Source organism: Amycolatopsis sp. NPDC043889, assembly GCF_056435645.1.
The window spans coordinates 31,874-44,526 of sequence record NZ_JBWKEC010000041.1 but is presented as its reverse complement, the minus strand read 5'-3'; the positions used below and the strand labels follow the sequence as shown (position 1 = coordinate 44,526).

At 68.5% G+C, this 12,653-nt stretch carries 9 protein-coding genes and 1 pseudogene; 7 read left to right on the top strand and 3 right to left on the bottom strand.

Going from position 1 to position 12,653, the window contains the following annotated elements:
• Window positions 1-236: 236 nt before the first annotated feature.
• Window positions 237-3,032: a pyruvate dehydrogenase (acetyl-transferring), homodimeric type gene (gene aceE / locus AC0685_RS39715; protein WP_478230213.1), complete on the top strand. Its 2,796-nt coding sequence runs from the start codon at window positions 237-239 to the stop codon at window positions 3,030-3,032.
• Between the two features lie 123 nt (window positions 3,033-3,155).
• Window positions 3,156-4,367: an alpha-hydroxy acid oxidase gene (locus tag AC0685_RS39710; RefSeq protein WP_478230212.1), complete on the top strand. Its 1,212-nt coding sequence runs from the start codon at window positions 3,156-3,158 to the stop codon at window positions 4,365-4,367.
• A gap of 73 nt (window positions 4,368-4,440) precedes the next feature.
• On the opposite strand, the gene AC0685_RS39705 is transcribed toward AC0685_RS39710, so the two are convergent.
• From AC0685_RS39705 to AC0685_RS39695, 3 genes and pseudogenes are all read right to left on the bottom strand, one after another.
• On the bottom strand, window positions 4,441-5,082 hold the full coding sequence (locus AC0685_RS39705) for a nicotinamide mononucleotide transporter family protein (protein WP_478230211.1): 642 nt from the start codon (window positions 5,080-5,082) through the stop codon (window positions 4,441-4,443).
• 216 nt (window positions 5,083-5,298) lie between these two features.
• Entirely contained in the window at window positions 5,299-6,036 is a 738-nt protein-coding gene (locus tag AC0685_RS39700) for a mechanosensitive ion channel family protein (protein WP_478230210.1), read from the bottom strand.
• Window positions 6,037-6,373: 337 nt separating this feature from the next.
• Window positions 6,374-7,251, bottom strand: a pseudogene (locus AC0685_RS39695) (IS5 family transposase).
• A gap of 146 nt (window positions 7,252-7,397) precedes the next feature.
• Between AC0685_RS39695 and AC0685_RS39690 the strand changes: the two are divergent.
• The 5 genes from AC0685_RS39690 to AC0685_RS39670 all read left to right on the top strand — a co-directional run bounded on the left by AC0685_RS39690 (window position 7,398) and on the right by AC0685_RS39670 (window position 12,640).
• Window positions 7,398-8,612 carry a PucR family transcriptional regulator gene (locus AC0685_RS39690; RefSeq protein ID WP_005164946.1) on the top strand — a complete coding sequence of 405 codons (1,215 nt, stop codon included), beginning with the start codon at window positions 7,398-7,400 and terminating at the stop codon, window positions 8,610-8,612.
• Window positions 8,613-9,128: 516 nt separating this feature from the next.
• Complete coding sequence (locus AC0685_RS39685) at window positions 9,129-10,055, top strand: ACP S-malonyltransferase (RefSeq protein WP_478230209.1); 927 nt, start codon at window positions 9,129-9,131, stop codon at window positions 10,053-10,055.
• Entirely contained in the window at window positions 10,052-11,035 is a 984-nt protein-coding gene (locus tag AC0685_RS39680) for a beta-ketoacyl-ACP synthase III (RefSeq protein WP_125673101.1), read from the top strand. The genes AC0685_RS39685 and AC0685_RS39680 overlap by 4 nt, the downstream gene beginning before the upstream one ends.
• Before the next feature lie 68 nt (window positions 11,036-11,103).
• On the top strand, window positions 11,104-11,349 hold the full coding sequence (locus AC0685_RS39675) for an acyl carrier protein (RefSeq protein ID WP_004559006.1): 246 nt from the start codon (window positions 11,104-11,106) through the stop codon (window positions 11,347-11,349).
• Between the two features lie 40 nt (window positions 11,350-11,389).
• A complete protein-coding gene (locus AC0685_RS39670) occupies window positions 11,390-12,640 on the top strand; it encodes a beta-ketoacyl-[acyl-carrier-protein] synthase family protein (RefSeq protein ID WP_478230208.1) in 1,251 nt (416 codons plus the stop codon).
• The last annotated feature ends 13 nt before the right edge of the window (window positions 12,641-12,653 follow it).

The following is a 12,653-nucleotide window of genomic DNA, read 5'->3' as shown; positions in this document are numbered from 1 at the left end:
TCAGCCCACTCTCACGGGGTCAATTCGGGCGCGCCTGGGCACCTCCGAACGCCCTGCTTTAGGGTGAGAGAGAAAACGCGCGCGCGAGTACAGGCGCGTGCGAGGCGTGTCGCAATCGGGTCCGCGAACGTTACCGATCAGTAGCGGTGACGGGAACGGAACCGGAGGACGACGATGGAAGGCGAACACGCCCGCGTACGAGCACAACCAGCTACCACCTTTCGCAAGGAGACCCCTTGGCCCCGCAGAACGACGGCGCCTCCGGCAAGGAGACCCCGGCACGCGTCCGCGTCATCCGTGACGGATTGGCGGCGCACCTGCCCGACATCGACCCGGAGGAGACCGCCGAATGGCTGGACTCCTTCGACGAGGCGCTGGCCAGGGGTGGTCAGCAGCGCGCCCGGTACCTGATGCTGCGCATCCTCGAGCGGGCCAGGGAACGCCACGTCGGCGTCCCGGCGCTGACGTCGACGGACTACGTCAACACCATCCCCACGGAGAACGAACCCTGGTTCCCCGGTGACGAGGAGATCGAGCGCCGCTACCGCGCCTACATCCGGTGGAACGCCGCGATCATGGTGCACCGCGCGCAGCGTCCCGGCGTCGGCGTCGGCGGACACATCTCGACCTACGGCTCGTCCGCGGCGCTGTACGAAGTGGGCTTCAACCACTTCTTCCGCGGCAAGGACCACTCGGGCGGCGGCGACCAGATCTTCATCCAGGGGCACGCCTCCCCCGGCATCTACGCCCGCGCGTTCCTCGAGGGCAGGCTGACCGAGAACCAGCTGGACGGCTTCCGCCAGGAGTTCTCGCACGCCGGCGAGGGCGGCGGCCTGCCGTCGTACCCGCACCCGCGGCTGATGCCGGAGTTCTGGGAGAACCCGACCGTGTCCATGGGCCTCGGCCCGATGAACGCGATCTACCAGGCGCGGTTCAACCGCTACCTGCGCGATCGCGGCATCAAGGACACCAGCGACCAGCACGTCTGGGCGTTCCTCGGCGACGGCGAGATGGACGAGCCGGAATCGCGCGGCCTCATCCACGTGGCCGCCGGCGAAGGCCTCGACAACCTGACCTTCGTGATCAACTGCAACCTGCAGCGGCTCGACGGTCCGGTGCGCGGCAACGGCAAGATCATCCAGGAGCTGGAGTCGTACTTCCGCGGCGCCGGCTGGAACGTCATCAAGGTCATCTGGGGCCGCGAGTGGGACTCGCTGCTGCACGCGGACCGTGACGGCGCGCTGGTCAACCTGATGAACACCACGCCGGACGGCGACTTCCAGACCTACAAGGCCAACGACGGCGCCTTCGTCCGCGAGCACTTCTTCGGCCGCGACCCGCGGACCAAGGAGCTGGTCAAGGACCTCACCGACGCCGACGTCTGGAACCTCAAGCGCGGCGGGCACGACTACCGCAAGGTCTACGCGGCCTACAAGTCGTCGCTGGAGCACCACGGCCAGCCGACGGTGATCCTGGCCCACACCATCAAGGGTTACGGCCTCGGACCGTCCTTCGAGGGCCGCAACGCCACGCACCAGATGAAGAAGCTCACCCTCGACGACCTCAAGCTGTTCCGGGACGCCCAGCGCATCCCGATCAGCGACGAGGAGCTCGAGCGCGACCCGAAGCTGCCGCCGTACTACCACCCCGGCAAGGAATCGCCGGAGATCGAGTACATGATCGGCCGCCGGAAGGCGCTCGGCGGGTTCTTGCCGGAGCGGCGCCCGAAGGCCTCGAAGGCGCTCGTGCTGCCCGGCGACAAGGTCTATGAAGGCCTCCGTAAGGGCTCGGGCAAGCAGGAGGTCGCCACCACGATGGCGTTCGTCCGGCTCGTCCGCGAGCTGGCGAAGGACTCCGAGATCGGCAAGCGGATCGTCCCGATCATCCCGGACGAGGCGCGCACCTTCGGTCTCGACTCGATGTTCCCGACGGCCAAGATCTACAACCCGCACGGCCAGACGTACACGTCGGTCGACGCGAGCCTGATGCTGGCCTACAAGGAGTCCGAAAAGGGCGCCATCCTGCACGAGGGCATCAACGAAGCGGGTTCGACCTCGTCGTTCACCGCCGTCGGCACCTCGTACGCCACGCACGGCGAGCCGATGATCCCGGTCTACATCTTCTACTCGATGTTCGGGTTCCAGCGGACCGGTGACGGCCTCTACGCGGCGGCCGACCAGATGGCCCGTGGGTTCGTGCTCGGCGCCACCGCCGGCCGCACCACGCTGACCGGTGAGGGCCTGCAGCACGCCGACGGGCACTCGCTGCTGCTGGCGGCGACCAACCCGGCCGTCGTGGCCTACGACGCGGCGTGGTCGTTCGAGATCGCCCACATCGTGCGGGACGGTCTTCGCCGGATGTACGGCGAGACCGGGCCGGACGGCAACGGCGAGAACGTCTTCTACTACATGACGATCTACAACGAGCCCTACCAGCAGCCCGCCGAGCCCGAGAACCTCGACGTCGACGGCCTGCTCAAGGGTCTCTACAAGTACGCCGACGCGCCGTCGGGCGAGGGCCCGGAGGCGCAGATCCTGGTCTCCGGCGTCACCATGCCGGACGCGCTCCGCGCCCAGCAGATGCTGGCCGAGGAGTGGGGCGTCCGCGCGGCCGTGTGGTCGGCCACGTCGTGGACCGAGCTGCGGCGCGAGGCCGTCGAGGCCGACCACGACAACCTGCTCCACCCGGGCGACTCCCCGCGTGTGCCGTACATCACGCAGAAGCTGTCCGGCGCGAACGGGCCGGTCGTCGCGGTTTCGGACTGGATGCGCGCCGTGCCGGACCTCATCCGCCCGTGGGTGCCGAACGACATGCTGACGCTGGGCACCGACGGGTTCGGGTTCTCCGACACCCGCCCGGCCGCCCGGCGGAAGTTCCTGGTCGACGCCCAGTCGATCGTGGTCGGCACGCTGAGCGCGCTCGCCAAGCGCGGCGAATTCGACCGGGCGAAGGTGGCCGAGGCGGCGCGGAAGTACCGCCTCGACGACATCGCCGCCGCGGGTCCGCAGCTGTCGGACTCCGGTAGCGCCTGACGCTGAGATGAAGGGACCTTTCCTTGCGAATTTCGCAAGGAAAGGTCCCTTCATTGCATCCGGCGGCGAAGCAGCTAGGGTGAGACATCGGATGTTTGCGGAAGCAGGGAAGGGTGAGCGAGTGTGACCAAGCGTCGACTGCCGAAGCCGAGTGAGCTCAAGCAGATCCTGCGGCCGAAGCCGATCGTGCTCAACCCGACCGACCGGCGGCTGGCTGGCGCGCACACGATCGCCGACCTGCGGATGCTCGCCCGTAAGCGCACGCCGCGGGCGGCGTTCGACTACACGGACGGCGCCGCGGAGCTGGAGGACAGCCTCCGCCGCGCCCGGCAGGTCTTCCGCAGCATCGAATTCCACCCGAACGTCCTACGCGGAGTGTCCGATGTGGACACCGGCAAGGAGATCCTCGGCAAGCGTTCGGAGCTGCCGTTCGCGTTCGCGCCGACCGGGTTCACCCGTATGATGAACCACGAGGGCGAGTCCGCGGTGGCCCGTGTCGCGCAGCGCAACGGCATCCCGATGGGCCTGTCGACGATGGCGACGACGTCGATCGAAGATCTCGCGGCGGCTGCCCCCGAGGCCCGCAAGTGGTTCCAGCTCTATGTCTGGCGCGACCACAAGGCGGGCGAAGATCTGATGAATCGCGCCTGGGCCGCCGGGTTCGACACGCTCATGCTGACGGTGGACACCCCGGTCGCGGGCGCGCGGCTGCGCGACGTTCGCAACGGGCTGACCATCCCGCCCGCGCTCACCCTCAAGACCTTCGTCGACGGCGCGATGCATCCGGCGTGGTGGTTCAACCTGCTGACCACCGAGCCGCTGACCTTCGCGTCGCTGAGCCAGTTCGACGGCACGGTCGCCGAACTGCTCAACCAGCTCTTCGACCCGACCCTGAACTTCGACGACCTCGACTGGGTCCGCCAGACCTGGCCGGGCAAGCTCGTGGTCAAGGGCATCCAGAACGTCGACGACGCGCGGGACGTGGTCAAACACGGCGCCGACGCGGTGCTGCTGTCCAACCATGGCGGCCGTCAGCTCGACCGCGCGCCGACACCGATCGAACTGCTCCCGGCGGTTCTCGACGAGATCCAGGGCGATGCGGAGGTGTGGGTCGACACCGGCATCCTCTCCGGTGGCGACATCGTGGCCGCGATCGCGCGCGGCGCGGACGCGGTGCTCATCGGGCGCGCGTTCCTCTACGGCCTGATGGCCGGGGGCGAGCGCGGCGTTCAGCGGTGCGTGGACATCCTGCGCGCCGAGATGGTCCGGACGATGCAGCTGCTGGGCGTCCGCACGCTCGCCGACCTCAAGCCGTCGCACGCCACCATGCGCTGACCCGCACGCATTTCGTCCTCTGGATGCGGTAGTTCGTATCGGCAACTACCGCATCCAGAGGACGAAACGCGGGTCAGGCAGAGGCCGTGGTGACACCGGCCGGCGCCGTCCGGACCTGCTTGGCGGTGCGGTTCCAGCTCCACCAGCCGTGCACGACCAGCCCGGCGAACACGATGTAGACCGCCGCGGAGAAGTACAGGCCCGAAGAGAGCTGAAGCGGCACGCCGATCGCGTCGACGACCAGCCACACCAGCCAGAACTCGACGAGACCCGCGCCCTGCGCGGCGAAGGCGACCAGCGTGCCGACGAAGATCGCGGCGTCCGGCCATGGCGCCCACGAGGCGTTCAGCGCGTCGAGGACCAGCGCCATCGCGGTGGTGCCGATCGCGAACGCGCCGATCATCGCCAGGCGCTCGCCGAGCCTGCCCTTGCGGACGACCACGCCGTAGACCGGGTCGCTGCGGCGGGACCAGGCCCACCAGCCGTAGATCGAGATGGCGAGTATCGCGATCTGCCTGGTCGCGAGCCCGCCGAGATGCGCGGAGAGGTAGACCGAGAACAACAGCACGGTGGCGCCGACCTGGACCGGCCACGTCCACAACGTGCGACGTTGCGCCAGGAAGACCACGGCCAGCGCGAAGATCTGGCCCGCCAGCTCGGCGAACGAGATCCATTGTCCGAGCACCGTGACACCGTTGTGCAGCAGGAAGTCCACGTCCGCACCCCTCTCCGTCTACCGCTCCAACATGCTCCGTTCCGGCCCCATTCCCTAGGGAGTGTGAGGTGCGGAACAGGCGGGCGACTCGAGGGACGCTGAGGAGATCTCACAGGGTGCGAAAAAGGGCCCTCCACCGCGTGTTCCGCGGCGATGGGCCCTTTCGACTCCACGCGGGCCCGGTGCCTTCCTCGATCACCGGGCCCGCGCGGATGCTCAGGAATCTACGCGACCGATGCCCACGGGCGAAGTCGGCGGCTCCGAACGGACCTCCTGCTTGCCGTCCCCGGCCTCCAGCTGGCCCTGCAGGTTGGCCAGCCAGCCCTGCCAGCGGTCCTGCGCCGGCTTGATCAGTCCGCCGCCGAAGCCGACGACGATCACGCCGCCGATGGTGGCGAGGACAGTGATCAGGACCGGCCCGGTGATCGCGGTCGCGATGTTCACCTGGCCGAGTGCGGCGATGATGCCGAACGCCATGATCATCCAGTAGGCGATCGTGCCGAGCAGCCGTCCCGCGGGCCGGGTGGACAGCGCTCCGGTCACCAGGTCGCGGACGACCTTCGCGACGGCGGCCGCGACGATCACCAGCACCAGTGCCACCAGGATCCGCGGCAGGAAGGCGATGATGTCGTTGAGCAGCGCGCTGACCGGATTGCTCTCACCGAATACGCCGAACGCGAGCTGCAGCGCGATCAGGAGAATGAAGTAGTACACGAGTTTGACGAGGATCCCGCCCGCGTCGACATTCGCCTGTTTGAGCGTTCCGGTGAGTCCGGTCTTCTCGATGAGCTTGCCGAAACCGATCTTCGACAGAACCAGTCCCAATGCCTTCGACACGGCTTTCGCGATCAGCCAGCCGATCAACAGGATGATCAGGAAACCGATCAATTTCGGCACGAAGGTGGCGACAAGGTTCCATGCTTGTCCCAGACCGTCTTTCAGCTGCTCGCCCACGGCGAACTCCCTCCTCTGCGCATCCGCGACCTACCCGGTGCGGCTTGCGAGGGATCGTTGATCACCAGCCCCGCACCGGCAACTCGGCGCCCCACGATCGAGTGAGTGAGCTAGCGGGAAAAGATCGACAAGTCCCATACTTGTTCCACCGGTGGGGACCGGGGAGACGAGGCCGTCCGGCGCAGCGAAAAACGCTAGCGCCGGGCGGCCTCGAGTTTTTATGCGAACACCTTTCACCATTCATCGCCGATGACCGTCGACTTCGGACACGGACGGCGAAAGGTCGCAGGAAGAAGGCGCCCTTTGCCCGGCGGACTAGGGCGTGTCCTGGGGATCTTCATCGGAGGTGCAGGACGATGCAGGCGAGGATGATCTCGGCGCGGTGGTAGGCGGCTCGTTTGGCGAACCGTGTTGCCAGGCCACGGAATTGTTTGAGCCTGTTGAAGCATCGCTCGACCACGTTGCGGAGCTTGTAGAGGTCGGGGTCGAAGGCCGGTGGTCTGCCACCGGACTTGCCTTTGGCCTTCCGGCGGGCGATCTGGTCCGCGCGTTCGGGAATGGTGGCCTTGATCCTGCGCTCCCGCAGCGCTTTCCGGGTGCTCGGGTGGGTGTAGGCCTTGTCGGCCAGCACTCGCCCGACCCGCACTTTCCGCCCGTCCACCTCGATGTCACGGATCTCGTCCAGCAGGGGCAGCAGTTGCGGGTTGTCCCCGGCCTGCCCTGGCGTGAGGATCACCGCCAACGGCAGACCGGCGGCGTCGACAGCCAAGTGGATCTTGCTTGTCAGTCCGCCTCGGGAACGCCCGAGGCACTCGCCCTCGACGGCGAGCTCTTCGATCCAGTCCGCACAGCCCCCTTTTTCCGGGCACCGGCCGCGTGCTGATGCGCCCGGACACTCGTGGAATCGACACTGATCACAAACTCGATGTTGTCCTCGAGTGTCCCGAGGGAGTCGTCCTTGACGATCACGTGCTCCAGGATCCGGTCCCACGTCCCGTCCGCGGTCCACTTCCGTAATCGCTCATGAGCGGTCTTCCACGGCCCATACCGGTCAGGAAGATCACGCCACGGCGCACCCGTGCGTTCATGCCACAGAATCGCGTTGATCACCTGACGGTGACTACGCCACCGCCCACCCCTGCGACCTGTCTCCACAGGCAGCAGCGGCGCGATCGTTGCCCACGCCTTATCCGTCAACTCCCCACGACCAACCACGATCCATCATCTGCACACGATCATGAAAAAGATCCGCAGGACACGCCCTAGGCGGTGTCCGGTAAGTCTGTTCGATGGGCTTCGTGATCCAGGGACCACCTGGGCGCGAAGACCACTTGCCGGACACGGCCTAGGATCGGCTGACCATGGCTGATGCGACCTCCGGACGGCGTGTGCCCAAGCACCACGGGCTGTCCGCCAAGACCCTCCGGCGGCTCGAACACGCCTCCGGCCGGCTCGCGAGCGCGAGCGTAGCGGTGATGGAAGAGCGGCTGAGCTGGTTCGCCCGGCTTCCCGCCGACCAGCGCGCGAGCGTCCTGCTCATCACCCAAGCGGGTGCCGCCGGCTTCGTCGACTGGCTTCGCGACGCGAAGGAGGCCCTCTCCCTCACCACGGAAGCCTTCCGCGAAGCACCCGCCGAGCTTTCCCGGTGGGTGAGCCTGCGGCAGGCGGTCGGCATGGTCCGGCTGGCGATCGAGGTGTTCGAGGAGCAGCTGCCCGAGTTCGCCGCGAACGAAGCGGAACGCGCCGCGCTGATCGAGGGGATCCTGCGCTACGGCAGGGAGATCGCGTTCGCCGCCGCCAACTCCTACGCGGCCGCGGCCGAGGCGCGAGGCGCCTGGGACGCGCGACTGGAAGCGCTGGTCGTCGACGGCATCGTCCGCGGCGACGCCGAGGAAGCGGTGCTCTCCCGCGCCGCCGCGCTCGGCTGGGATCCGGCCGCTCCCGCCACCGCGCTGGTCGGCACCCCGACGTCGGACGACCCGCCCGCCGTCGTGTTCGAAGTGCGCAGCCGCGCCGCGCGGGTCGGGCGCCCGGTCTTGCTCTCGGTGCAGGGCTCCCGGCTGGTCGTGGTCGTCGCCGGGCCCACCGACGGCAGCGTCAAGGACCGCGAGATCCTCACCAAGCTTTCGGTCGCCTTCGCCGAGGGCCCGGTCGTCGCCGGGCCGACGGTGCCCACGCTCGCCGAAGCACACCACAGCGCGACAGAGGCGCTTTCCGGTCTGCGTGCCGTCGTCGGCTGGCCGGGCGCGCCGCGGCCCGCGAGATCGATCGACCTGCTGCCGGAACGCGCCTTGTCCGGCGACCCCGAGGCCGAGCGCCTGCTCGTCGAGCAGATCGCGCGACCACTGGAGGAAGCGGGCCCGGCACTGCTGCGGACGGTGGAGACCTACCTCGACAGCGGCGGCGTCCTGGAGACCTGCGCGCGGACGCTGTTCGTGCATCCGAACACCGTCCGGTACCGGCTGCGGAAGGCGGCCGAACTCACCGGCCGCCACGCCGCCGAATCGCGGGACGCCTGGGTGCTGAAGGTGGCGCTGACGGTCGGGCGGCTGGCCCGTGCCCGCGGCCTCTGGTGACGCGCCCGGTGGATCGTGAGTGGAACCGCAGTGCCGAGAAGGCCTCCTTGCGGGCCCCAGAGTCCCTCGATGTTCCCCTCACCCCTCCCGGAGCACCAACTTGAACCCCAGCAGCACCACCGATCACAAGGGCGGCATGTCCGGCGCCCAGATGAGGGTTTCGTGGCCGCGGGCATGCCCTGAAAGCCCCCTTTGAGACGCAGGATGTCTTCAAGGGACCCTTCAGGACATGGCGTTCGCCACTGAGCACCGAACCAGCCCCGCCACGCCACCTTCGAGCCCCCTTCGGCCATAACGACCCAACACACTCACAAAGGCGCACCTTGCCCATCAACCCGGCTTGGTAACTCTGCGCAGTGACGGAGTTCATAGGGAAAGCTGGTTGAACCCGACAAGGCTTTTGGGTTAAGCGCGGAGATCAGGAAGGCGCTTTTGGAGGGTTCCGACAATTACGTCGGCCGGACTTGGTGAGCGTCGGCATCACGACCATGGTGGCCGAGAGTGTTCTCTAATGGGGTGACAGTTGCAGTCCTCGCCCCCGGTCAGGGTTCCCAAGCCCCAGGCATGCTCTCCCCTTGGCTCGAGCTCGACGGCGCCCGCGCGCGCGTCGAAGCCTGGTCCGAGCGTGCCGGTCTCGACCTCGTCCGCCTCGGTACCGAAGCGGACGCCGAAGAGATCCAGGACACCGCGATCACGCAGCCGCTGATCGTGGCGCTGTCACTGCTGGCGTTCGAGCACCTTCAGCGTGAGGCCCCGGTCGCCGCGGACGCGCCGGTCGCCGGCCACTCCGTCGGCGAGCTGGCGGCCGCCGCCGCCGCCGGGGTGCTGAGCCCCGAAGACGCCGTCGCGCTGGCCGCCGTCCGCGGCGCGGAAATGGCGAAGGCGTGCGCGCTGGAGCCCACGAGCATGGCCGCGGTCATGCTCGGCGACCCCGAGCAGGTCGTCGCGTGGCTCGAGGGGCATGGCCTCGCCGCGGCGAACCGCAACGGCGCCGGCCAGATCGTCGCCTCCGGCGCCGCCGACGCGATCGAGAAGATCGTGGCCGAGCCGCTGGAGGGCACGAAGGTCCGCGCGCTCAAGGTCGCGGGCGCGTTCCACACCTCCTACATGGCACCCGCGCGTGAAGCGCTGGCGGCCCACGCTGCGAAGATCACCCCGGCGGACCCGACGCGTCCGCTGCTGTCGAACGCCGACGGCCAGGTCGTCACCAGCGGGGCCGAGTACCTCGACCGGCTGGTCAAGCAGGTCACGAGCCCGGTGCGCTGGGACCTGACCATGGACGGTCTGGTCGCCGCGGGTGTCACCTCGACGCTCGAACTCCCGCCGGCGGGCACGCTGACCGGGCTGGTCAAGCGGCAGCTCAAGGGAACCGTGACCACCACGATCGCTCTGAAGACGCCGGCCGAGCTGGCGAAGCTTCAGGGGCAGGAGGACGCTTCGTGACCGACCGATCCACTTTGCGGCAGGCACCGGGCGCCGCCGGGACCCGCATCCTCGGTGTCGGGAGCTTCCAGCCCGAGAAGATCGTGACCAACGACGATCTCTCGAAGATCATGGACACCAACGACCAGTGGATCCGCGAGCGGGTCGGCATCGTCGAGCGCCGGTTCGCCGAGAAGGACGAGTCGCTGGTCGACATGGCGGTCAAGGCGGGAACCGCCGCGCTGGCGGACGCCGGCGTGGATCCGTCCGAAGTGGACACGGTCATCCTGCCGAACTGCACGATGCCCACCCAGATCCCGAACGCCGCCGCACAGGTGGCCGACCGGATCGGCATCACGCATCCGGCCGCGTTCGACCTCAACGCCGCCTGCGCCGGGTTCTGCTACGGCATCGGCGTCGCCTCGGACCTGATCCGCGCGGGCAGCGCGAAGAAGGCGCTCGTCATCGGCGCCGAGAAGCTCACCGACCACGTCGACCCGGTCGACCGCGCGAACGCGATCATCTTCGCCGACGGCGCCGGCGCGGCGGTGGTCGGCGCTGCCGACACCGCGCAGATCGGCCCGGTCGCGTGGGGCAGCGCGGGCGAGCACGTCGACCTGATCTACATGCGCGACGACAAGTGGATCTACCAGGAGGGCCAGTCGGTCTTCCGCTGGGCGACCACGCAGATCGCGCCGATCGCCATGCAGGCGCTGGAACTCGCCGGGCTCGAACCGTCCGATGTGGACGTGCTGATCCCGCACCAGGCCAACCTGCGTATCGTCGAGGCCATCGCCAAGAAGCTGCGCGCCAAGGGCGCCCGCGAGGACATGGTCGTCGCCGACGACATCAGGTACTCGGGCAACACCTCGTCCGCGTCGATTCCGCTGGCGCTGGACCATATGCGCAAGGCCGGGACCGCCAAACCGGGCGACGTCGTGCTCGCCGTGGGCTTCGGTGCCGGACTCTCCTACGCGGGCCAGGCCTTCGTCTGCCCGTGATGAATACTTCCCCTGTGGACACCGTGTCCGCGGGGCAGCCGAAAGCATCACCGAGAAGGGAACAACCAGTGGCAGACAACGCAGAGATCCTCGCCGGCCTCGCCGAGATCGTCGAAGAGGTCGCCGGTGTGGCGCAGGACGACGTGACCGCCGAGAAGTCCTTCGTGGACGACCTCGACATCGACTCGCTGTCCATGGTGGAGATCGCTGTCCAGGCCGAGGACAAGTTCGGCGTCAAGATCCCGGACGACGAGCTGGCGAACCTGAAGACCGTTGGCGACGCGGTGAACTACGTGTCGGCCAACTCCAAGTAAGTCCGACTTCTTGATTGGCGCCGACCTTGGGGAGACTCCAATGAGCAACATCGACGTCGTGATCACCGGGATGGGCGCGACCACGCCACTCGGCGGGGACGTCGCGTCCACGTGGGACGGCCTGCTCGCCGGGGCGAGCGGGATCCGCCGTATCGAAGCCGACTGGGTCGACGAACTCGAACTGCCGGTGAAGATCGGCGCCATGCTCGCCGTCGACCCGTCCGAAGTCCTGCCGCGGGTCCAGGCCCGGCGGCTGGACCGCTGTGAGCAGGTGGCGCTCATCGCCGCCCGGCAGGCTTGGGCGGACGCGGGCTTCGAGCAGCCGACCGACGAGCATCAGGATGTGGAACCCGAGCGCCTCGGGGTGACCATCGGTACCGGTGTCGGCGGTCCGGTCACCCTGATCTCCCAGAACGACCTTCTGCACAAGCAGGGACTCCGCAAGGTCTCCCCGCTGACCGTGCCGATGCTGATGCCGAACGGCCCCGCCGCTCACGTCGGGATCGACCTGAAGGCGCGTGCCGGCGTGCACTCGCCCGCGTCGGCCTGCGCGTCGGGCGCGGAAGGCATCGCCGCCGGTTACGAGATGATCCGCTCGGGCCGTGCCGACGTCGTGGTCGCCGGTGGTGCCGAATCGTGCATCCACCCGATCACCCTCGCCGGTTTCGCCCAGGCGCGGACGGTGTCCACCCGCAACGACGACCCGGCGAAGGCTTCCAGGCCGTTCGACGTGAACCGTGACGGTTTCGTCCTCGGCGAGGGCTCCGGCGTCGTGATCCTCGAGCGGGCGGACCGCGCCAAGGCCCGCAACGCGCGGATCTACGCGCAGCTGAGCGGGTACGGGATCACTTCGGACGCGTACCACATCACGGGCAACCACCCGGAGGGCGTCGGCCAGATCGCCGCCATGCGGCAGGCGATGACGATGGCCGGGGTCTCCCCTGCCGACGTCGGCCACGTCAACGCGCACGCGACCTCGACGGTCGTCGGCGACGTCGGCGAGGCGGCGGCGATCCGCAACGCCGTCGGCGAGCACGTCGTGGTGACCGCTCCCAAGGGCGCGCTCGGCCACCTGGTCGGCGGTGCGGGCGCGGTCGAGGCCATCGCCACGATCCTGGCGATCTACCACGGGCTCATCCCGGCGACACTGAACCTCGAAGACCTGGACCCGAAGGTGCAGCTCGACGTTGTCTCCGGTGAGGCGCGCAAGGTCGAGCTGGGCGCGGCGATCAGCAACTCGTTCGGCTTCGGCGGGCACAACACGGCGCTGCTGTTCACCCCGGCGGCCTGATTTCAGTACGTGA